Annotated in this window: 21 protein-coding genes and 1 riboswitch; of the genes, 6 read left to right on the top strand and 15 right to left on the bottom strand. The window is 31.3% G+C overall.

Annotated elements, in window-relative coordinates; translation table 11 throughout:
• The first annotated feature begins 60 nt into the window (after positions 1–60).
• The 3 genes from NST87_RS01050 to NST87_RS01040 are packed head-to-tail and all read left to right on the top strand — an operon-like array spanning position 61 to position 2,640.
• A complete protein-coding gene (locus NST87_RS01050; protein ID WP_040030337.1) occupies positions 61–987 on the top strand; it encodes a VOC family protein in 927 nt (308 codons plus the stop codon).
• A 12-nt stretch (positions 988–999) separates the two neighbouring features.
• Entirely contained in the window at positions 1,000–2,061 is a 1,062-nt protein-coding gene (locus tag NST87_RS01045) for an LLM class flavin-dependent oxidoreductase (protein ID WP_040030338.1), read from the top strand.
• Positions 2,062–2,073: 12 nt separating this feature from the next.
• On the top strand, positions 2,074–2,640 hold the full coding sequence (locus NST87_RS01040; protein WP_040030339.1) for an NADPH-dependent FMN reductase: 567 nt from the start codon (positions 2,074–2,076) through the stop codon (positions 2,638–2,640).
• A 192-nt stretch (positions 2,641–2,832) separates the two neighbouring features.
• Here the strand turns inward: NST87_RS01040 and NST87_RS01035 are convergent, their stop codons facing one another.
• The 11 genes from NST87_RS01035 to NST87_RS00985 form a co-directional block, all read right to left on the bottom strand.
• Entirely contained in the window at positions 2,833–6,240 is a 3,408-nt protein-coding gene (locus NST87_RS01035; protein WP_040030340.1) for a GA-like domain-containing protein, read from the bottom strand.
• A gap of 291 nt (positions 6,241–6,531) precedes the next feature.
• Positions 6,532–7,518, bottom strand: a complete 987-nt coding sequence (locus tag NST87_RS01030) for a choloylglycine hydrolase family protein (protein WP_040030341.1) — start codon at positions 7,516–7,518, stop codon at positions 6,532–6,534.
• Positions 7,519–7,645: 127 nt separating this feature from the next.
• Entirely contained in the window at positions 7,646–8,179 is a 534-nt protein-coding gene (gene nrdG / locus NST87_RS01025) for an anaerobic ribonucleoside-triphosphate reductase activating protein (protein WP_040030342.1), read from the bottom strand.
• Positions 8,176–10,026: an anaerobic ribonucleoside-triphosphate reductase gene (gene nrdD, locus NST87_RS01020; protein ID WP_071562197.1), complete on the bottom strand. Its 1,851-nt coding sequence runs from the start codon at positions 10,024–10,026 to the stop codon at positions 8,176–8,178. The genes nrdG and nrdD overlap by 4 nt, the downstream gene beginning before the upstream one ends.
• A 165-nt stretch (positions 10,027–10,191) precedes the next feature.
• Positions 10,192–11,190, bottom strand: coding sequence for a HesA/MoeB/ThiF family protein (locus NST87_RS01015; protein ID WP_040030354.1), 999 nt, complete (start codon positions 11,188–11,190; stop codon positions 10,192–10,194).
• Complete coding sequence (locus NST87_RS01010) at positions 11,190–11,957, bottom strand: thiazole synthase (protein WP_040030344.1); 768 nt, start codon at positions 11,955–11,957, stop codon at positions 11,190–11,192. Before NST87_RS01010 ends, NST87_RS01015 begins: the two co-directional genes overlap by 1 nt.
• Before the next feature lies 1 nt (position 11,958).
• Complete coding sequence (thiS, locus tag NST87_RS01005; RefSeq protein WP_019469161.1) at positions 11,959–12,159, bottom strand: sulfur carrier protein ThiS; 201 nt, start codon at positions 12,157–12,159, stop codon at positions 11,959–11,961.
• A 45-nt stretch (positions 12,160–12,204) separates the two neighbouring features.
• A complete protein-coding gene (locus NST87_RS01000; RefSeq protein ID WP_145353248.1) occupies positions 12,205–12,792 on the bottom strand; it encodes a thiamine phosphate synthase in 588 nt (195 codons plus the stop codon).
• Positions 12,793–12,867: 75 nt separating this feature from the next.
• Positions 12,868–12,981, bottom strand: a riboswitch (TPP riboswitch).
• A gap of 151 nt (positions 12,982–13,132) precedes the next feature.
• Positions 13,133–14,620, bottom strand: coding sequence for a xylulokinase (gene xylB / locus NST87_RS00995; protein ID WP_019469163.1), 1,488 nt, complete (start codon positions 14,618–14,620; stop codon positions 13,133–13,135).
• Positions 14,621–14,955: 335 nt separating this feature from the next.
• Complete coding sequence (locus NST87_RS00990; RefSeq protein ID WP_340721211.1) at positions 14,956–15,879, bottom strand: AEC family transporter; 924 nt, start codon at positions 15,877–15,879, stop codon at positions 14,956–14,958.
• 335 nt (positions 15,880–16,214) lie between these two features.
• The gene (locus NST87_RS00985; protein ID WP_256217581.1) at positions 16,215–16,337 is read right to left on the bottom strand and encodes a hypothetical protein; all 123 of its coding nucleotides are present in this window, start codon (positions 16,335–16,337) and stop codon (positions 16,215–16,217) included.
• A gap of 651 nt (positions 16,338–16,988) precedes the next feature.
• Between NST87_RS00985 and NST87_RS00980 the strand changes: the two genes are divergently transcribed.
• The gene (locus NST87_RS00980) at positions 16,989–17,810 is read left to right on the top strand and encodes an AraC family transcriptional regulator (RefSeq protein ID WP_040030345.1); all 822 of its coding nucleotides are present in this window, start codon (positions 16,989–16,991) and stop codon (positions 17,808–17,810) included.
• Between the two features lie 49 nt (positions 17,811–17,859).
• Here NST87_RS00980 and NST87_RS00975 read toward each other — a convergent pair whose 3' ends face one another.
• The 3 genes from NST87_RS00975 to NST87_RS00965 all read right to left on the bottom strand — a co-directional run bounded on the left by NST87_RS00975 (position 17,860) and on the right by NST87_RS00965 (position 20,457).
• Positions 17,860–18,426 (bottom strand): DUF4064 domain-containing protein, encoded by a 567-nt coding sequence (locus NST87_RS00975; RefSeq protein WP_019469167.1) that lies wholly within the window; start codon positions 18,424–18,426, stop codon positions 17,860–17,862.
• A 123-nt stretch (positions 18,427–18,549) separates the two neighbouring features.
• On the bottom strand, positions 18,550–19,002 hold the full coding sequence (locus tag NST87_RS00970; protein ID WP_019469168.1) for a MarR family winged helix-turn-helix transcriptional regulator: 453 nt from the start codon (positions 19,000–19,002) through the stop codon (positions 18,550–18,552).
• A gap of 21 nt (positions 19,003–19,023) precedes the next feature.
• On the bottom strand, positions 19,024–20,457 hold the full coding sequence (locus NST87_RS00965) for a YhgE/Pip domain-containing protein (RefSeq protein WP_019469169.1): 1,434 nt from the start codon (positions 20,455–20,457) through the stop codon (positions 19,024–19,026).
• 308 nt (positions 20,458–20,765) lie between these two features.
• Here NST87_RS00965 and NST87_RS00960 point away from each other — a divergent pair, with 308 nt between their 5' ends.
• Positions 20,766–21,944 (top strand): hypothetical protein, encoded by a 1,179-nt coding sequence (locus NST87_RS00960; protein WP_019469170.1) that lies wholly within the window; start codon positions 20,766–20,768, stop codon positions 21,942–21,944.
• Positions 21,945–21,956: 12 nt separating this feature from the next.
• Positions 21,957–23,174 carry a metal-dependent hydrolase family protein gene (locus NST87_RS00955; protein WP_340721210.1) on the top strand — a complete coding sequence of 406 codons (1,218 nt, stop codon included), beginning with the start codon at positions 21,957–21,959 and terminating at the stop codon, positions 23,172–23,174.
• Positions 23,175–23,274: 100 nt separating this feature from the next.
• Here NST87_RS00955 and NST87_RS00950 read toward each other — a convergent pair whose 3' ends face one another.
• The gene (locus NST87_RS00950; protein ID WP_019469172.1) at positions 23,275–23,745 is read right to left on the bottom strand and encodes a peptide-methionine (S)-S-oxide reductase; all 471 of its coding nucleotides are present in this window, start codon (positions 23,743–23,745) and stop codon (positions 23,275–23,277) included.
• Positions 23,746–23,800 lie beyond the last annotated feature (55 nt).

Raw genomic sequence — 23,800 nt, 5'->3', positions numbered from 1 at the left:
TTATTGCTATTATACTTAGAACACGAGCAACTGAAAAGTTTATTACGAGGAGGTATATATATGAATATCGTTGGTCACCATCACATTTCAATGTATACAAAAAACGCTCAAAAAAATAAAGACTTTTATACTCAAGTATTAGGACTAAGATTGGTTGAAAAATCAGTTAACCAAGATAATCCTAAAATGTATCATTTATTCTTTGGTGATGAAATTGGTTCCGCTGGTACGTTATTAAGTTTTTTTGAAATACCACTTTTAGGGAAAAATCGTCCTGGAACTGATTCTATTTATCGCTTATCATTACTTGTTCCTGATGAAAATGCTTTGAATTTTTTTAAAGAAAGACTAAATCAGTTCAAAATTGCATGGACATCATTAGATTATTTAAATCAGCCTGCCATTACTTTTAATGATATAGATGGTTTGGAGATTATTTTATTAGTTAATGGCAATTATCATACACCGAATGCTTGGAGAAAAAATCCGTATACTGAGATTCCCGAGCAATACCAAATTTTAGGCATGGGCCCTGTAGAACTAAGAGTTAAAAATGCTCAAGCCACTCTCGATTTCTTAAAAAATAGCTTGTCATATACACTTAGAAGAGATGTAAACGAAAATGTTATGACTTTAGATCAAAATGGATTATATACTGATTTTGTTATTGTAGAACAACAAGGTGAACGTGCTAGACCTGGCCAAGGTTATGTGCATCATATTGCTGTTAATACACCAAAAGATAGTGATTTAAATTCAATTCATAAAATAATAGAGCAACAACCTGAAAATAATTCAGGAATTATAGACAGATACTTTTTCAAATCTTTATATTATAGACAAAATCGTATTTTATACGAATTTGCTACGAATGAACCTGGATTTACGGTAGACACAAAAATAGAAGATTTGGGTAAACATTTAAATTTACCAGACTTTATGGAAGCACAACGAACAGAAATTGAAAATAATCTACATGAATTATAGAAAGGTGATTATATGGCACATTTAAAAATGAATGAAAATACTCCATTAGAATTTGGGCTCTACTCATTAGGTGATCATTTATTGAATCCGCATAATGGAGAAAAAGTGAGTTATGAGCAAAGAATTAATGAACTTATAGAAGCTAGTCAATTAGCTGAACAAGCTGGTATTGATGTATTTGGTGTCGGTGAAAGCCACCAAGAACATTTTACAACACAAGCACACACAGTAGTTTTAGGTGCCATAGCGCAAGCCACTAAAACAATAAAAATTTCCAGTTCTTCTAGTATTATAAGTGCTGCAGATCCTGTAAGAGTATTTGAAGATTTTGCTACTTTAGACTTAATTTCACATGGCCGAGCTGAAATTGTAGCAGGTCGCGCTTCACGTACAGGTATATTTGATTTATTTGGATTAGATTTGAATAATTATGACGAACTTTATGAAGAAAAACTTAATTTATTAATGGAATTAAATAAAACCGATAAAATTACTTGGTCAGGCAAATTTAGACCTGATTTAAATAACATAAAGATTTTCCCACGTCCAATTGATGACACATTACCTATTTGGCGTGCAGTTGGAGGCCCTCCCGCAAGTGCTATCAAAGCAGGTAGACAAGGTATACCTATGATGATTACAACACTCGGCGGTCCAGCAATGACCTTTAAAGAGTCCATTGAACAATACAGACTCACTGCACAAGAAAATGGTTTTGATCATTCACCGGAATCTTTACCAGTATCCACAGCAAGTTTATTTTATACTGCTAACACAACTCAAGATGCTTTGAAAGAGTTCTACCCACATCTAAATGTTGGAATGTCATTTATCAGAGGTACAGGTTATCCAAAACAACAATTTGCAAAAGCTCCTGATTATAGAGATGCTTTAATGGTTGGTAGCCCACAACAAATCATCGAAAAAATTCTGTATCAACATGAATTATACAATCACCAACGATTTATGGCTCAAATTGATTTTGGTGGTGTTCCGTTTAATAAAATTATGAAGAATATAGAACTTATAGGTAATGAGATTATTCCAGCTGTAAAAAAACATTTAAGAAAGTAGGTCAATGATACTATGAATATTGTATTACTATCTGGCTCTAGCGTTGGTTCAAAAACACGTACTGCCATGACTTATTTGAATCAAGCACTTAATAATCAAGATGATACGCATCACGTTAATTTTATAGATTTAAAAGAGTTAGAATTGGTGTTTAGTGATGGAAGAAATTATTTAGATTATAGTGGCGATACGTTATATCTTACTCAAACTTTGATGAATGCTGATGTCATTTTCATCGGATTTCCTATCTTCCAAGCTTCCATTCCAGGTACATTAAAAAATGTATTTGACTTACTACCAGTTAATGCATTTAAAGATAAAATAGTAAGTATAGTTGCAACTGCTGGATCACCAAAACATTATCTCATCCCTGAAACACAACTAAAACCGATATTAGGTTATATGAAGGCACATATTATGCAAACTTATGTATTTATAGAAGAACGTGATTTTTCAAATGGTGAGATAGTAAATGATGACATTTTATTTAGATTAGATGATTTAGTTTTATCTACATTACGTACTTCAAAAGCATATACACAAGTTTTGAAAGAAGAAGAAAATCAATATGACTTCTAAATCGTTACTATCAAAATATTAAATTTCACGATTACATTTAAAGACTTATTTTGTTTACATGATTGAGAACAAAATAAGTCTTTTTTTACTACAAATGATTAATTTTCAATAAAAAGCACTTTGGATATTAGACTTTTAATCTAATCATTCCAAAGTGCTTATAAATTCAATGAAACTTTTTAAGTTTCAAACTTAATGTTCTGTGTTTTTATCACTTGTTGAATATCTTCTATAAACAATCATTAACCCTAAAATTCCAAATAGAATTTCGAATGCATAAGGGTTCTTTTTGTCTAATCCAGTATACGGTAAATTCATATTGAAGTTATTTTCTTTATTTGGATTTTCAAATGATTTTTTATTTAATACTTCAAGGTTGTGACGATTATTTTGAACATTAAATTGACTTAAATTTATGCCTAGCGATTTGCTATTTATAGTCGCTTGTTCGTCATTCTCAAAATGACTTGTATTATGCTTATCTTTTACTTGCTCTGCATCCAATGCCTGTTTCTTACCTAATATACTATTACTACCTTTATCATTTACTTTTGTTACTGCTGTGATGTTATCTAATTTAGTCTGTAATCCATTAATATTTGCTGTACCGCTTGGTAAGTTACTTATTTTTCCTTTTGCAATTCGTTTTAATGAATCTAATTTTTCTATTAGTTTGTCTAAATCAGCTTGCTCACTAGGAGTAATCAGACCATCTTTTCTAATCTCTTTTATCTTATTAATGATTTTTGTTTGTGCTGCTTTAGCGTCTGCAATTACTTTTTTGGCTTCCGAAACTTGTTTTGTATCTAAGACACCATTACTATCTGCGTCGTTCACTTTTGGTGATGTTACAGATGTAATTTGATCTAGTTTTCTTTGTAATTCTGCTTTTCCTGCTGTGCCGTTCGGTACTTGGGCTAGCTTATCTTTCGCTGCTTGTTTTTCTTTATCTAATTTTTGAATCAACTTATCGATTTCTGCCTTCTCTTTTGGATTTACTAAACCATCTGATTTAATATCTGCCAGTTTAGTATCTACTGCTGCTTTTGTTGATTCTACTGCTTTGATTGCTTTTTCTGCCTCTGATAATTGTTCTACATCCAGAACACCATTGCTATCTGCGTCATCCACTTCTGGTGATGTTACGGAAGTAATTTGATTCAATCTTGTTTGTAACTCTGCTTTACCTTCTGCGTTGTTCGGTACACTATCTAGTTTCTCTTGCGCTGCTTGTTTCGCAGTTTCTAATGTTTGAATTAACGCATCTACGTCTGCTTTTTCATTTGGAGTTACTAGACCATCTGCTGTGATTTCAGTCAATTTCGTATCTACTTCGGTTTTTGCTTGTTCGGCATTTATCACTGCTTCAGTCGCTTCTGATAATTGTTCAATATCTAACACACCATTACTATCTGCATCATTCACCTCTGGCGATACAACTGATGCGATGTTATTTAACCTTGTTTGTAAATCAGTCTTTCCTGCTATAATATCTGCTACACTATCTACTTTCTCTTTTGCTAATTGTTTCGCAGTTTCTAATGTTTGTATTAAAGCGTCTACTTCTGCCTTTTCCTCTGGTGTTACTAAACTATCTGAATTAATCTCAGTAAGTTTTGTATCAACTGCAGCTTTGGCTTGCTCGGCATTCGCTACCGCTTGAGCTGCTTCAGATAATTGTTCTGTATCTAAGACGCCGTTACTATCCGCGTCGTTCACTTCTGGTGATGTTACTGGTGTAATATCATTTATTCTTTTCCGTAATACATCTTTATTCGTAATTTCGTCCGGTAGAGCGTTTAACATTTGCATTGCTGATGATTTGGCTTTTTCAATATCTACATTCATTTTATCAATTTCAGCTTTTTCAGATGGGTTCACTAATTGATCTCGTGTTATCTCAACTAGTTTTGTTTCAGCTTGTTGTTTTAATTGTGTTACTACTCCGATTGCATCTTCTACTTTTTTTATTTTTTCTTTCTTTAAGGCCCCATTTATTGCATCTGCGACTTCTTGAATATTAACAGCTTTGTTAGTAATATTTACGCCTCTTAATACATTCGGATCCAAAGTATCACTTAGAATATAACCAAATAACTTGTCTTTATTCACATCAATATACTGGTTGGCATCAAATGAAATATAAAATTTAACTGTACCTCCTGAACCGCCGCCTCTATCAGGATCTCCATTTCTACCACTGTCTGGACGTGTATATGAATAATAACCTAAATGATCTTGTCGCAGAATAAGTCTTTGTCTGCCTTCATAAACTGCTATAACTTTTTTTATTTTTTTATTAAGACTATCATTAGGTCTTATTGCATAATTTTCAAATCTGTATGTTCCTCTACCTTTTTCTTTTGACAATTCCATTGTTGCAATTAACGCTTCACCATCATGTAACACTTCATCTTTTACGATACCAAAATCGTTTTTAGTTACATCATTTTGATTTGTAAATGTATATATAGCTTGATAATTCGGATTATCACGATTAGCAGTTAAATTTTTCATTTTATATAGTAATTCGTTTATATTATTCGCTTGACTCGATGTGAGTTTTCTATTTCCTGCTACAGAATAATCTCTATTAAAAATTCTGTCATAAGCAGATTTATTATTTTTTAATGAAGTTTGTCTAATAATATTTCTCAGAAATAATTTTCTTTCTTCTTCGGTTAATTCCGTTCTATTTTTTTCTACTTCATAAAATGCTGTTGTAATATTATCTCCCGATCTTAGGGAATTATAAGATAATCTAGGACCAAAATAATGATAATTATTGTGCATGCCATTATAGTATCGATTTCTATCGATACTTCTGACTACTCGAGTTTTTGGAATATATTGCTTTTCTGGTTGCTTGTCATTCTTGATATCTTTTTCATTCGTACTCAAGCTTTTTTCTGCTTCGTTTTTCTCTATATTTTTGTTTATCGTTTCAATTTTCATTTCAGTAACTCTATTTTCCATAGAAGTCAAATTTTGATTAATCTGTCTTTCATTTTCGTTCAATTTTGCTTCACTTTTTATTGCAGTATCCGTTTTTTCGAGCTTTTCGATACCCGTTGGTTTTATATCTGTATCTGTTTTTTCAATATCTAATGATTTTATTTCTTCACCATTTTTAATAGTTTCAGGTGTTTTTTCTTGTTTATCTCTTTGTTTATCTGATTCTTTAACATCTGAATGCTTTGGTTGTTCTTTATTTTCAATAATAGCATTGGAATCGGCTTCTGATTGTTGCTGAGTTATATTAGTGCTATCCTGAATTAATTTTGTATCATTCGAAACACTTTCTTTTTCTATTTCTTTATTTTCAATTTCAGCTTGAGTTGGTTGCTGTATCGTGTCATTATTTTTTTCTTTTTCTAATATATTATCAATGTTTGAATCATTTTGTGTATTCTCTATATCTACTTTAGGAGGTGTTTCTTTTACTTCTTGTTGTTCTTTTTGTAAAGTATCAGCTTGGGCTTCTTCGCTGTGGTTAAAAATTAAAAAACTACCTAAAAGCACTGAAGCAGTTCCAATCGTAAATTTACGTATAGAATATCGATTATTTTTCCTAGCCATATACTCTTTAAATATCCTCATTGTTATCTAACTCTCCTTTTCGATAGTAAAATCATTTTTTATATTATTAAATTTAATGCAATTTATCCTTCTTAAATCATTATAATTTCAAATTTAATACTCAACACTACTTATAATGCGTCAGTAAAAAAATTGAATTTTTAAGTGAAATAGTGAGATTAAAACGTTTTTCCATCAAAAATGATTGTTAATAAACATAAAAAAAGACATATAAAAACAGCAGTTTTTATATGTCCTTTATTAGTTATTTATTATTTAAAGTTCATTCGATACATGTGCTCGCTTTGAATTTTAATTCAAACGCGTTATTGCTAATCCTTCAGTTGGCTCAAAAATTGTCATTTCTTTTTTATTTAGTAAGTCTTCTGATAAATGTAATTCAGTAATTTTATTAGAATTATACCATTTAATATAAAATGTGCGTGTCGTTAAATTTAATACGGTTTGATACAACGTATAATGTAACTCATTTTCTTCATCTCTAACTGCACCTTTAGGTATACTCATGATTTCCAATAATTTAAATGCATTAAGTATGTCTTGTTCTGGACTATTTGTTGCTTCTTCTAAATAATTTTTCAAGTAAGCAATGCGAATAAATCTCTCTGCTGAAGTATATCCACCTGGTAAGCCATACGTGCCGCCTTCATTTCCTAAGGATTTCAAATTAATATTAGCAAAATTTCTTTCTTTTGGTTTTTGGGGTGAAATGTTTATATAATTCCTTAAATTTTCATAATGCCAATTTAAATCAGGGTTGTTAGTCAAAACGGCAACAGGATTGTCATTAACCACTATTTCACCTTTATTAAAAGTAAGCTCTACTGTTCTACCCGTATCATCAGAAATATGATAATGTAACGGCGGAACTTCAGAGAGGTCATTCAGAGTATGCGCCACAACATTGACAGATTGGGCATTTTTTATTAAATCAGCTATATTTTTGTTATAACCTAGTATCCAATTTATCACTTCATTTTGAGCAATATTCATATAGCCTGCTTTAGTTTCATTTGCGTAAGAAGCGTAGCCTCTGAAATATTGTACTGAAACGCCAATGCCATGCTCATTAACACCATCTCCAAATAAAAAACCTTCCATATCACTGCCTGAACCTACGAAACCATATAATGTTTCACCTTTATACTCTATACGTGATTCCCAGTAATAGTGACGTGGTTGAACTGCTGGATTGCCTTTTAATTGATAAACAAAATCCATTGTTCGACCTAATATAGCTTGATGATTCTCAGACATAAATGAAAAACCTGTACACATTGCTTATACGCTCCTTTAATAGCACTTTACTATATCTATTTTTGTCTTAATTATGATTGTAATTAACTTTATATCATAATAATAGCAATTCGCTTAAATTTCAGGAAATAGTTATGCTATCACAATATTAAATTATATATTCATGAACTCTACCGCTAGCTAGTGATTTTTGCACATCGATGACACGCTGATTTAATGAACCTTTATAAGGTAAATTGGGTTTGTATAAGTGATGAATGAAAGGGCCGTCCACGAGTACATCTATATTCTTTAATAATTCATTTCTTTGAGATTGATCATTCTTTAAGTATTCAAATAAAAACCCTGTCCATACCCATAAAGTTTTTTCATGACCAAAACGTTGTCTAAATGCATGAGCACATTTGAGTGTTATGTCTAAGTTGCAAAATGGCTCCCCGCCTAAAATGCTTAAACCTTCTATATAATTCGGTTCACAATTTTCTATTATTTCTTTCAAAATTTCATCATTAAATTTTTCACCATATTTAAAATTTTGTGCTACTTTATTATAGCAATTTAAACATGCAAATGGACATCCTGAAACATATAAACTACATCTCACACCTTCGCCATCTACGAAACTTTGCGACTCTATTTTGGCAATATAACCTTGTCCATTTATGATATTTAATATTGTCATATCGATTGATCTTTCATATGTTTTACTCTTGCACAAATTTCTTTATGTCTACCTTCGATTGTAGGACGTTGCACTGGATTTCCTAAATAACCACATGTGCGTTTTACTACATCTACGGTTTTAGGATCACTGTTTCCACATTCCGGACACTGATATCCTGATGGGGTTGTTTTAAAATCGCCTTTAAAATCACATAAACGACAATGATCTATGGGGATATTTGTTCCTAGATAACTAATTTTGTCATATGAATAATCCCAAACCGCTTCTAATGCTTTAATATTATGATCTAATTTTGGATATTCACAATAATGTATGTAACCACCGCTAGCATAAAATGGATAATCTTTTTCAAAATCTATCTTTTCAAAAGGTGTAATATCTTTTCGCACATCGTAGTGGAACGAATTTTGATAATATCCCTTGCTCGTAATATCTAATATATCTCCGAACTTTTCTTTATCTAATCTGCAAAAACGATCTGTTAAAGACTCACTTGGTGTACTATAGATACTGAACCAAATATCGTAGCGTTCTGTCCATTCCAATTGATAAACTTTCATAGCTTTTAATATTTGAAGCGTAAATGCTTTACCTCTTGCTGTTTTTTCCCATTCCGGGCCATAAAACACTGTAGCTGCCTCATACAAACCTATATAACCGATCGACAGCGTGGCACGTTTACTTTTAAACAGTGACATTACACTATCTTCATCACTTAAACAATGTTTAAAAGCACCATTTTTATATAAAATAGGGGCGTTATCAGGCGTAGCTTGTTCCATACGTTTAATGCGATAAACTAATGCATCGTGCATAATTTGCATTCTCTCATGAAATATTTCCCAGAACTTTTCTATATCACCATTTGATTCTATAGCTATCCTAGGTACATTAAGCGTAACTACACCTAAATTACATCTTCCATTATTTTCTGCTTCACCTTGCTTATTTTTCCATTCTGGTAAAAAAGAACGACAACCCATTGGTGCTTTAAAATCACCTAAAATTTCTACTGTTTTATCATAATTTAATATATCTGGGTACATTCTTTTTGTAGAACACTCTAATGCTAATTTTTTAATATCATAATTAGGGTCATCTTGACTAAAATTCACCCCTTTTTTAATGGAAAAAACGAGTTTAGGAAAGATGGCTGTAATACGATCTTTTCCGAGTCCTTTTATTCGTGTTTTCAATATAGCTTGTTGAATTTTTCTACTATATTCATCTATACCTAGACCAAAACCAAGCGTGACAAATGGCGTTTGTCCATTTGAAGTATAAAGTGTATTTATTTCATATTCTAAACTTTCAATTGCGTCATTAATGTCTTGTGTAATTTGATGATCAACATAAGCATCAATATGTGTATCTTCAACAAATTGTTGCGCTAATTTTCGATGTTTTGCTTCATTATATTTTACGTAGTCACTTAATAATTCATCTACTCTATCAATGGTACAACCCCCATACTGACTACTAGAAACGTTAGCAATAATTTGAACTAGCTGAGCTGAAGCTGTTTGAATTGATTTTGGAGATGTTACAGATGCATTGCCAATTCGAAAGCCATGTTTCAACATGTTTTTAGCATCAATCAAACAACAGTTAGTGAGTGGTTGAAAAGGGTGATAATCTAAATCATGGAAATGTATATCACCACTTTTATGTGCCTCTGCTATATGTTTAGGCAATAAGTAATCTAAAGCATATGATTTAGATACAACACCTGCTGTTAAATCTCTCATCGTAGAAAAAGTAGCACTATCTTTATTCGCATTTTCGTTAATAACTGTAGGATCTTTTGTAATGAGTTTCGTCAAATCTTGTTCTAATTTATTCATTTTACCCCTTCTTTTCTATATATTGTATATAAACATAATTTAAAACACAATATATAGTGTTTCAATGTTAAGAAAGGCTGTTAACAAATATGTCATAAACTTGTTACGATTTAAGAAACATTAATTTTCATTCTAAAATTTTTGCTTTTGAGAAATGTAAACGTCCTATTTTATGCTTTTAGCAAAATGCGTATATAATGCATGCGCTTGTGCTTCATCTTCTAACCCATAAACATTCATACGACCATCTTTAAATAAAGTAATATCGGTGCCGTTATAAGCAAGTAATTTAGCAAAACTATTTGCTTTTTTAATTTTTGCAGGTAGATAATGCGCATATTCAAACATTTTTTCATCGAAACGAAGCAAAAATGTATCGCCACATTGAGACTCTACGTTTGTACGCTGAGGTCGATTAAGTAAATCATATTGCTGATGTACGCAAATACTACAATTGTCATTTTTAAGTTGGTTGATATTCACTGTATGATACTGAATTGAAAAAGTATCTATCGTTATTAATTTTTGAGAGAATCCAGCTGATGTTAGCCAACGTAATAATTCTGAGACTTCCATGCTAGCTACTTGATATATGACTGTAGGCAACACACCATTAATAGAACAACTTTCTGCAGATTCAGGTATTTTATCTAGCACACATTTTAAACATGGGCCTTTATAATCAATGCCATAAATGGTGCCTTGGCTTCCAATTGCAGCCCCATAAATCCAAGGTATCGAAAATTTATGGCATGCTTCGTTAATTAAATACCTAATTTTAAAATGATCCATGCCATCCATGACGATAGCAGGATTAAATTTTCTCAAAATGTGTTCAATGTTGGTGCAAGTTATTTCTTGGTATAATGCGTTTATTTTAATATTAGAATTTATATCTAATAAATGCTTTTTTAATGCTTCTACTTTAGGTACCATCATTTGTGCATCATTTTCAGTATAAGTGGCTTGCCTATGTAAATTTGATATTTCTACAATATCCATATCAATTATTGTAAGTTCGCCAACTCCCATACGTGATAATATTTCTGCACAATGACTTCCTAACGCTCCGGCTCCTACGATCATCACATGTGTTTGTTCTAGTTTACGCTGACCATTTCTTCCAAAATTTTTATAACGTATTTGACGAGAATACCTTTCCATCATAAAAATCCGATTCCTTCTGTTGGACTTGAAGCTTGAGCTGTATACTTAACAGGTATTCTTCCTGATTGATAACTCATTCTTCCTGCTTGAATGCCCAACTTCATAGCTTCTGCCATTTTCCCTGGATCTTTCGCACTAGAAATTGCTGTGTTTAATAGAATGGCATCTGCACCTAATTCCATAGCATGACATGCATCTTTTGGTGATCCTACACCTGCATCGACTATTACAGGTACATTGGCACGTTCAATAATATAACGTAGATTTAAAGGATTATTTATTCCTCTTCCAGTACCAATAGGTGAAGCTAGTGGCATAATTGCATGCACACCTAATTCTTCTAGACGTTTGGCAAGTACAACATCATTTGAGATGTAAGGACACACTGTATAACCTTTTGCTAACAAAACTTTGCATGCTTCATATGTTTCTAAAGGATCGGGTAGTAAGGTTTCCTGATCACCTATCACTTCTACTTTAATCATGTCACAAAGATTGGCGTGGTTAGCAATTTCTGCAATTCTTATCGCTTCCTCAGCTGATGTTGCGCCAGCAGTATTAGGAAAAGTAACAAAGTTCGATAAATCAACTTTTGCTAAAGGATTAGGTAATTTCTCATCATATAAGTTCATTCGACGTACTGCAAAAGTTAAAACCTCTGTTTCAGACGCATTTATAGCTTCCTTTTGAATGGCTTCTGTTTCAAATTTACCAGTTCCTAATAACAATCTTGAATTGAATTCAAATTTTCCTATTTTAAACATCTTATCCGCCTCCTACAAATTCTAGTAATTCTAAACAATCTTTATCATTAACGATATAATCTTGAAATTGGTTTTGTTTAATTAATTTTTTATTATGTTCAACAATCACTCTCTTTTCGTCTAAACCGAGTGTTTGTAATATTTCTTGTATATTTAAAGGATTTTCAAATGTGAAATTATCACCATTAATAACGCAATGCATCATGATTCATTCCTTTCTCACTTATTGATTAGTAAATAATTAACCTTATGTTGCTTCATAGTTTAACCATGCTCTGTGTAAGGCTTGTACTGTTTTTATCGAGTGATTAAATATTGATATACCTGCGATACCTTGAAATCCCTTAGGTAAATGAGACATCGTTTTTAAATTAATACCACCTAATGCGACTACAGGAATATCACTTTTCAATACATCGTTGATCTCAATTAATGATTTGGGTGCTAACCCTTTTTTAGACTTTGTTTCAAATACGTGCCCATAAAGTACAAAATCCAAATTTAAATCCTCTGCATATTGGATCGACTGGCGACTGTGTGTAGACATACTTATTTTTATGTTTGAACTATGTTGTTTTAAAGCATGGATTTGCTCATCATTTTCTCTAAAATGTATACGTGACAAGTCGCAAGATTGGAGTACATGATAATCACTGTGAATAATAATTTTATCTTTCGGAAAATGCCGTTGCTTTAGTTGGTTTATCCATTCTATCGTCTCAGAAGTACACATCGGTGATCTGACGATTAGATAATCTAAATAAGGTTCAATTTCGCAATAATTAATGCTATCTTGCTTGGTTAATTTATGATAACTGGTAATCGCAATAATCACTATAATCACTCCTAAAATAAAAAAAACGTTATTTTTCCTATTTGGAAAAATAACGTTAATGTGAACGGACAAATATGGTTTATAACGCCACTTTTCCTACGCCAGTACAAACTGGATCAGGTTCAAGGAATTCTAGCGTATCACGCTAGTCTCAGCCTTTTTATCCTAAAGGCACTTCCAGTGGTTAAACTTAGCTCTATTTAATTAATGTGAATTTTACAATTAACTTATGTTTAATTTAACGTAAAAACTGTATTTTTTCAACCTTATATATTTTCAGCTTATTATTTTCTAGGAAATATCATGACAAATCATGCATGATTGTTGCTATAACATAATTTTAGTGAGAGATTTTTAATAATTCCTTTGTTATTTCTTTAGTCTCATCGTAAACTTTTTGGTATATTGCAAAATATTTCATATATTGCATATGACGTTCTACACTGGGTTCAAATACTTTATCATATTGAATAAATTGTTGAACCATCTCAGCGACATTATTAAACCACCCTACACCTTTTGCTGCTATCATCGCTGCACCCATACTTGGTCCTTCTTCATGCTTTAATTTATATACTTTAGCGTTAAAGATATCTGCTTGTAACTGAAGCCAAAAATCACTTTTAGCCCCACCACCGATAGAAATCATTTCTTTAATTTTTTTATCATTTTTACGTAAATAATAGATAGATTCATATAATGCAAAAGTGATGCCTTCAATCACAGCACGAGCCATATCTTTATTATTATGCATATGACTTAAGCCAATAAAACTTCCTCTAATTTGACTATCACCATGGGGTGTACGTTCTCCTGATAAATATGGTGCATATATTAAACCATTACTCCCTAGAGAAGATTGTTTAGCTTCACCCAAAATTTGACTATAAGTTAAGCTTGGCGTAATGTTTTTTTGAAACCATTTTAAACTATCGCCTGCAGCTAATATGACACCCATTGCATATGATTTTTGAGGGAGCACATGATTAAAATGATGTATATTGTGACCATAAGTCCCTGTATTCTCAGAATCACACGCTAATATGACACCAGAAGTACCAATACTACATAATGTATCGCCATCACTAATAGCGCCTGCTCCTAATGCGCCACAGGCATTGTCTCCGCCCCCAGCATATACTGCAACATTTTTATCTAAACCTAATTCCTCTGCAATTGAAGTATTAAGGTACCCTACAAAATCTTGTGATTCAATTAAATTTGGACAAAGTTGGTATACACCGTAATATTCACAAATATTTTTATTCCAACACTTATTTGCTATATCCATTAACAATGTGCTTGATCCGTCAGAATATTCCATATTTATCGTATCTGTGAATTTAAATCTCACATAATCTTTAGGTAGTAAAAAGACATTTGCTTTGGACCAAATCAACGGTTCATTTTCTTTAACCCATAACAACTTCGTTAACGTAAAGCCCTCTAAAACAGGGTTATCCATGACATATTCACCAAATTGTTGTTTTATTTGTTCACACTGAAATGTGGATCTTGTATCATTCCATAAAATGGCATTTCTAAGTGGTTGAAATTGATGGTCAAGTAACACTAAACTATGCATTTGACCAGAGAATGATATACCTTTAACCTTCATATCTGCTAACTTTTCCGAATTCAATAAGTACTTTATACAATCTTTAGAGGCTTCAAACCAATCTTCTGGATTTTGTTCACTAAAACCTGTTTGTTGATTAATAACATGAATTGGTTCACTAGTAACATCTAAAACGTCACCTTTTTTATTAATAGCAATGGCTTTAACAGAACTTGTACCGATATCTATGCCTAATACAATCTCTTTCACATATACCATCCTTTAATTTATAGTTACTTTTTTAACTATTTACTTTCAATGTCACTCACGTTATATTTATAGCACAATATATTTGAAAATAAAAATTGTTTTTATAAAGAAAATATTTTCAGTTCAATTTTTATACATCAAACAAGTAACAACAATGAATGATATAACATTTTTACATTAAGAAATGTAGTGATACTGTTTTCAATGTTTTAAAATACATTAGCTATTTTTAAGTTCATACAAATTTATTAAAACTAAAACAAAAAAGCACTGAGATATTTTTTCTCAGTGCATAAAAGTATAAGGAATGATAATGCATGTAACCTTTTAAGTATCTAAAATAGTAGTTTAGAAGCGTAAATAACAACCACCACAGTAATTGAACTTAATAAAGTAGATAAAAAGACAAGCTCTGCTGCAAGTTCTGGGTGATTGTCATACTCCTGAGCAATCACAGAACTATTTACTGACGTCGGCATTGCTGAAGCAATAAACAAAGTTTGCGCAATCACGCCTTCAATACCCATGATTTTTATAATTATTAATGCGATGACTGGTCCAATCACTAAGCGTACAAATATAAAAATATATGATAATGACCACTTAAAAGTAAAGTTTATATTGGCAATTTGTGCGCCTAACATAATTAAAGCAATTGCAATCATCGCATCCGCTACATAGTTAGCTGGCGTCCAAATAAATTCTGGTATAGGTATATCAGCATAATTTAAAATAATTGCAAACAGCAAAGCGTATAATACTGGCATTTTAAAATAACCTAACATCGCTTTCAATTTTCCAATTCGTGCAGATTGTATTGCGAAAATACCATATGAAAAAGTGAAAATATTTTGTAATGATAAAACGATGACTTGTACTGACATCGCTAGTGGATCACCCTTGAATACTAGATCATTGACTGGGACACCATAGTTTCCAGAATTAAAAAATAATACACTATTGGTTAGCGTTGTAGCCTCGCCCTTATCCCTTTTGTTTACTAAAGTTAAAACTTTTCCCACTATATATAAAAAAATGATGTATATTATGAAAAACACTACAATATACAATAATAAACGCAGTTCAAAATTTGTTTTATAAAATTTTACAAAAATAAATCCTGGAACAAACACATAGATATTTAATTTAGCTAAAGTCTTCAAATCTAGAGTGAACTTTTTCTGTAAGATAAATCCTAATGCTATCATTATAAAAATAGGTAATAACACACTCTGTAATATATAAGCCATTTCACTCATCCTAGAACACTCCCTCGTAAGAAACTTTAACACTAGATATATTCATTTGTATTTAAGCTAAATTTAGATATCTGACTTTTAAAACTATGTTGTTTGTATACTTTAAAAATATAAAAATTAGGAGTGAAATAAAAATTGATAAATTAGAAATCAATTTCATATTTCAACTCCCATATTGTATCAATAAAAATTCTACACTTTACTAAGGTTACACTATTTTAATTTGTACATCATTTAATGGATTTGCTTTATTATTTAAAAGGGATTTATAACAATAAGATAATATATCATTCGTCTCTTCGGTTGTCTTCATCGTTATTAGTAGTATTATTAATCTACTTTTGTTCATTGCTGTTATTTTCTTGCTTTCTTTTGTTTCGTTTTTTTTCTTCCAAAATTGACATAACTATAAAGCCAACAACTAATAGTGGTGTAAGTATACCAATCATCATCATCATTTAGCTCACCTCATTCGTTCATTTCAATTTAATGTCTAAATTAACCTTTACTATCAATTTACATGTTTTTGTTATCTTCCTCAATAGAACAACCTATTTTATTATATTTTAAATTAGTTTAATAATTATCTCTATTCATTTTTCACTTGATATTACACCCATTCGTGTTCGACAATCTACTTTTTTCGCTTATCTGTCTGAAATGTTACTTTAGTTGTTCATATTACATCTTTTATAAAAGCTAAAAGTCTTAACTTTATTGCTAAATCATAACGATAATTACCAAAATAATTGCCATAATGAAATGCTGAACATATTTTCAATTATTTAATACTTCAATATTATTCACGAATTGTTCGGATTTATTACTATTTTAGTGCACAATAATAGAATATATTATAAACAGATGAAAAAATTATCCATTTTTTTAGTTTTAGAATTTTATTTTATTATAATTACGCAACATTAATTGACTTATTAAATTTAAAAAGAGTACTATTTAAATAAATGAAATTAAATTCAAGTATATCTACATATCTTGAACGAATTTATTGTGTACACTCTCAAGACCTTAATACTTAATCTGATTCTCATTTTACTATAAATCATTGCCAATTTTACTAGCTAACATTTAAGGAAAGGAGGGGTTTAATGAATTATAACCAAATCATTTATGATGAAGGCGATAAATTAGAACATTTAAATACATCTAACTTTTCCAATATATATTTAGTCATTTCAGGTATGATTCATTTCCAAAAAGTAAAATCAAACTTTATATTTCATCGAGGAGATGTATTTGTAGTATATGATTTTGAAGAAAACCTCATTATTCATCGAGAAGGTATGCTTGCTTGTATTTCAGTAAATAATTTAAGTTATCATCGGTTTACCTTAATAAATCAGGAAAACCTTCTAGAAAAATATAAATTAAGTAAATTGATTACTGAAACCTATATTACAACTTTAAAAAATATTTTAGAAAATAATTCATTTAATGGAGACATCGGAGTTATTAAATTAATCAATTACCTCAATTCTTCTCAAGCAAATATATATGGACAGTTGACTTACTCAAATAAATTAATTAAAAACGTTGTAGAATATATTAACCAACATTACAAACAACCATTAACGCTTAATTTAATTGCCAAAAATTTTTACGTAAACAGTAGTTATTTGTCTAGAGAATTTTCAAAGAAAATGAATATTTCATTAATCAAATACATTAAAAAAGTTAAAATCTATAGTTTATCTAGAGAGTTATTAACAAATGGCAATAGTGAATCAATTTGGGTAGACTATGGGTTCCGTTCATACAATACTTATTTGAGAGATTTCAAAAATGTGATGCAAATGACACCTAAAGATTTTATAAAACAACATTATTCTAAAAGTACAAATACAAAGATAGAACCACATCAATTATATAACCAACTCCAATTAATTTTGGATACGATTAAATCTGAATAAAATATAAAAAATCCAAGTTTACCAATCAAAGGCAAACTTGGATTACGAATTAATATTTATATTTATTATCCTCATCATCATCGGAATAATTTTCTTTGATTTTTTGTTGTTCGTTCTCTTTTTGATCTTCGGATAATACAAATGAGTTATTATGTTCATTTACTTGTGATCCATCTTTGATATAGGGATTTGCATCATCTTCTTCATCTCTACTATAAATTGCTTTTTGTGGCTTTCTCACAAGTAACATAATACCTGCTACTAACCACAATATTGCGGTAATCCAATTACCAATTAATGAAATAACACCAACAATGATTAATAAAATACCAGCAGCTTTTGCTTTTTTTCCAATTAACACTGCACCGATGATAGCTACTATAAGTAGCACAATAGATAATATAAGACCTGCAGTTACCAATCCACTTAACATATTAATAACCGCTTCTCCATTTTCATAAGTGATCGAACTATCGTCTTCCATCATTGCTTGTATCATTGCATTTTTATTGTCACCATTTCCAACTAATGGTAAGAATATCGCAAGTACAATTACACCTAGTAGTTGTATGCCAATACCAATCCAGGCAAGTATACGTTCAGCTGTTCTTTTCATTATTTGTCACCCCTAATCAAAAATTTATATTTTTTCAGTTAATATCTGTTTAGAATTATATCATTTAGTATACGCATCCTGTTGCTACAAGTCCATGTATAACACATTTAAATTCCTAGGTAATTATTTACTTTTTCTAAAGGCTTCATCTATTCGTTCCAATTGATTTACAAAATCTTCTATTTCTTCAAGTGAAAATTGGTCACCTAAGCGATTTTTTACTGATTCTGTCATTGTAGCAGTCGCTTGCTTTAAAAATGTTTCACCTTCTAAGCTTAATTGAACTAATTTTATTCTTTTATTATTTGAGTATGCTCTTTGCACATAACCCATTTCTTCAAGTTTACCTATTCTTTTTGATGCAGCTGTTTTAAATATATTTTGCAATCCAGCCAATTCATTAATCGTAACTTGCCCTTTTGTTTGAATAATTCTCATCGCTTCAATTTGTTCTCTTGAAAGTAAGTTTGTGAGGGACGACTCGTTCACCATTTCAATAATTTCTTTGTTTAAATACAACATCACTATTTGAAATTTGGTTATCGCTTTTTCAATCGATGCATCTACATCATTCATAATCTTATCCCCCTTTTTAAATTACTTAAATTCGATAGAAAGTGGTAACTTATCGCGCTTATTAAACCATAGTAGAACTAAATATTGTAAAATCATCATTACGACTATGATACCGATAAGTAAAGCTACAACAAATCCAAAGTCAAAGTGACCTGCATTAGTAAATATCGCTTCTCTGTATCCTTGAATAGCGTAAGACATTGGAGAAAATGGATGTATCCATCTATAGAACGTTGCAGAAAGTTCTATTGGGAACATACCTTCACTTGCACTTAATTGTAAGATTAAAAGAATCATGGATATAAATAGTCCTATTCTATCTAAGAATAATGTTAGGAACGATGTGATTGTAATTGCTGCAATAGCCCATAACAATCCTACTAATATAAATTTCCAAACATTACCAACTGACATGTTAAACACAAATAATACCCAACTGCTCATAAATAATGCAGACAACGCACCTTGAACAATATATAATGCAAATTTTCCTAAAGCTTGTCTCACTGAAGTTGTAGATTTATCAATCGTTTTTCTCAATGGATAAATAGCACTAAACGATAGCGCACCAACAAATAAACTTACACTTGCCATATAAGGAACAATCGTTGCACCATATTCATCAGCATTCGTTGGATTATTTTCTTTTACTTTTGTAACATCATTGAGTGCTTTTTCATTTTCAGATTCAAATGATACATTATTTTGTTGACTAACTGCATCATCAATTTTTGATTTTAACTCGTCATTATTTGCTTGAAGTTCTTTTAGTCCATCTGTTACCTGTTGATTTCCTGATAATAATTTTTGAGCTGGCTGACCTACCATTGGTGCCATTTGTTGAATACCATCTGTCACTTGTTGATTACCATCAATGAGTTCCGTTTCTGCATCAGACATTTGTCCTAATGCTTCTGATGTATCTTGATAACCTGATTGTGATTTTTTAGCACTCGCGAATAATTCACTCAAATAGTTAGATCTTATATTATCTTTTATAGATTCAGTCACTGTATTAATAGCTGAGTTTGCAGATTGACTACCAGTATAACTAGAACCAGGATTCACCTTAGTTTCAAGATTTATTTTTTTAGGGTTTTCATCTAAAATTGTCGTTGCATTTGATGAGGCATTTTTGGGAACAATAATAGTTCCTACACTTTCACCTCTATTCAATTGTTTATTCGCTTCTTTTTCAGAAACAACTTGAAAATCAAACTTATCATTATCTTTTAATTTATCTACTAAATCATCGCCAATAGTAATATCTTTATTATTAAGCGTTGCTTTTTCATCGTGGTTTACAACAGATATTTTTAGATTTTCTGTCTTATCGTATGGATCCCACATTGAACCAACGAACAAAGCTACGTATAGCAACGAAATAAGTGATATTGCAATTAAAGATACCACTAACATTTTATTTTTAAATATAAATTTAAATTCATTCAACATTTTTCCAACTACCTTCCTTTAATTGTACATCCCATGTACTATAAGTTAAAAAAAGACTAAAACAAAAATATTTGCCTTAGCTTAACACGCATGACCAGCTATTTATAAGGGTGAAATCACTTCAGTACACCCCGTGTACTTTTTATATATTACGCTTCTTAAATTTAAATGTCAAACCTATTTTCCAAAAAATTTCATGGTGATTTTGAACAAAAATATATTCTGAAAATTCTGTATTTACTGTTAATTTTATCCTTTATTAATGCTATGATACTTACTATCACTTTAAATTAGGGAGGGAAATTATCATGTGGAGTGAACCTATTATTTCAGCAACTGCTTTATTTGCTTTAATTGCTTTGGGGGAAGTTATTTCAACATTGACAAAAGCACGAGTACCAATGCTTTTGACTGCAATGGTCAGTTTTTTATTACTTAAATGGGCAGGTATATTTCCTGAAAATATTCTTGATTCAGCTATTTTACCTTCACTAGGTGCACTAGCTATAGCACCTGCTATTATGCATATGGGAACGATGATGCCTTTATCAACGCTAAAAACACAGTGGAAGGCAGTGATTATTTCACTTTTCGGCATTATAGGTTCAACGACTATGATTTTAATCATCGTATCTTTAGTTTATGATTTTCGTATCGCCGCTTCTGGTGTTGGTCCTATCTCAGGTGGTATTGTTGCATTACTAATTACAATTGATAAGTTAAAGGAATTAGATTTAAGTTATTTAATTGTTTTACCAGCACTTGTGCAAGGTCTACAAGGTGTTATCGGGTTACCATTAAGTTCAGTAATCATGAAACGTTACGGTAAACACTTTTTGCAACAAGAATCTAAAAATTTACAAACTGATACCCGTGAAGAAGCATCAACGACTCGAACATCAACAACACATACTTTACATGATAAATATCCTATTTTACAAAATAATACTTTAAGACTATTTATTATGTTTGTATTAGCTAGTTTAGCTTTTGTAATTGGAGAAGTGACCCCAATTCATTTTACACTTATCAGTTTATTCTTTGGGATTGTCGGGCTAAAACTAGGATTATTTGAACAAGCAGAATTAGAAAAAAACAAGTCGTTCACTTTAATTCTTGTTATTATCATGCTGATTGTCATCGGTTCTATGGGAGATATCACACCACAAGATTTATGGCATCACCTACCAGCTATCTTACTTATTTTATTAATAGGTACGATAGGTATTTTAATCGGAGGAGCAGTTGCTGCAAAATTGATTGGTTGGCGTTATACAAAGGCACTTCCAGTTGCGTTAACTGCATTGTATGGTTTCCCTGGAGATTACATGCTATGTGAAGAAGTGAGTCGTAGTTTAACCAAAAACAAAAAAGAACATGATGCACTTTTCAAAGAATTACTTAGTCCTATGTTGATAGGTGGATTTACTTCCGTTACGGTAGCTTCCGTGATTTTAACAGGTATTATTATGAATTTTATTAATTAGGAGGAATTTTAAATGCTTATAAAAAATATAAACCTTATAGATGGTACTGGTAGCGCTATACAACAAAACGTTGATGTGATTATTCAAGATCATCGCTTTAAGACTATTGGACAGAATTTAAACCATGAAAATCATGAAATCATCGATGGTACCGATAAATATTTATTACCGGGCATGATAGATAGCCATGTTCATATCATGGAAGAAATGAGACCATTGACAGATAATTTAGCTACGCCATTTTCTTATACATTCTATCGCGCTATAGATCATCTTAAACGTACAGTAAATTGCGGTATCACTACCGTGCGTGATGCACTTGGTGCTGACCAAGGGATTAAAGAAGCTGTACAAAATGGTTTGATACTCGGACCCCGCATGCAAATTAGTGTCAATGCATTAACGATTACTGGTGGCCATGGTGATAAATTAACGAAATCTGGTATAACTATGCCAAGTTTTATTGAAGATTATCCAGGTTTGCCTACAGGAATTTGTGATGGCGTTGAAGAAGTACGTAAAAAAGTAAGAGAGATGTTACGTGCTGGTGCGGATGTAATCAAAGTTCATGCAACTGGTGGTGTAACAAGTCCAACAGATCATCCAGACTTCACACAATTTTCTATTGAAGAACTTAAAGTTATGGTTGAAGAAGCACAATTCAGAGGTAATAGAAAAGTTATGGCACATGCCCAAGGCCTACAAGGCGTTAAAAATTGTATCGCAGCAGGCATTCATTCTATAGAGCATGGCATTTACCTAGATGATGAAGCAATAGAAAAAATGAAGGCACAAGGTACCTTTCTCGTACCGACTTTACTAGCACCTGTTTCAGTTATTGAATTTGCAGATGAACTTGGTATGTCTGAAGGTTTTGTTGAAAAGTCAAAAGAAGTTTTAGAGGCACATACAACAAGTTTTACTAAAGCTGTAAACGCAGGTGTAAAAATCGCCATGGGTACAGATGCTGGTGTCTTTAAACACGGTACTAACTTACGTGAATTAGAGTTAATGGTTGAACATGGTATGACACCAATGCAAGCTATAGTAGCATCCACTAAAACTGCAGCAGAATGTCTAGGTTATGACAATGAAATAGGCACAATTGAAACAGACAAAAAAGCTGACTTTATTATCGTAGATGATAATCCATTAGATCGTATTGGGATATTAAAAAACCCTGATAATATTAAAATTGTAGGTATTGATGGTGAGATTGTGAAAAGATAATGCTATCTACTATTTATAAAAACAAAGCCTCATTGTATATCTAAAGAGTGATTGAAGATATACAACGAGGTTTTAATTTTGAATTCACTTTGCTTTATCATTATTTATATTTATTAACCAGTGCTTTGGGTAAATGACAGTAATCATTTGGAAATCTTGATAATCTGTCTTGATGTGTTTCTGCGCTTTTAACATAATTAGTCAATGGTAATACCTCTGTGGCAATAAGGTGATGGTCTTCAATTGCATCTATGTATGCTTGTGCTTCTTTTAAATGTTTTACGTCTTCACTATATAATCCTGTTCTATATTTTAAACCAATATCTTGGCCCTGTTGGTTTACACTATAAGGGTCAATAATTTCAAAAAGATACCCCATTAAATCAGTAACAGACACTTTTTCAGGATCAAAAGTTGTTTTAATTACTTCTACATAGCCGTCGTATTCTCCATCAAGGGTATGCGTAATACCATTTGCCCTACCACCTTCTGTTTGAATGACACCTGGTAGTGTCTTAACAAATGCCTGAACACCCCAGAGACAACCTCCTGCTAAATATACAGTTTCCATTCTATCCCCTCCTGATTTAATACATTATTTAATAAAAGTATAGGCACCACAACCA

It is taken from the genome of Staphylococcus sp. FSL W8-0271, from assembly GCF_038006605.1.
GTDB classification, from domain to species: domain Bacteria; phylum Bacillota; class Bacilli; order Staphylococcales; family Staphylococcaceae; genus Staphylococcus; species Staphylococcus cohnii.
This window is presented reverse-complemented; position numbering and strand designations above follow the sequence as displayed.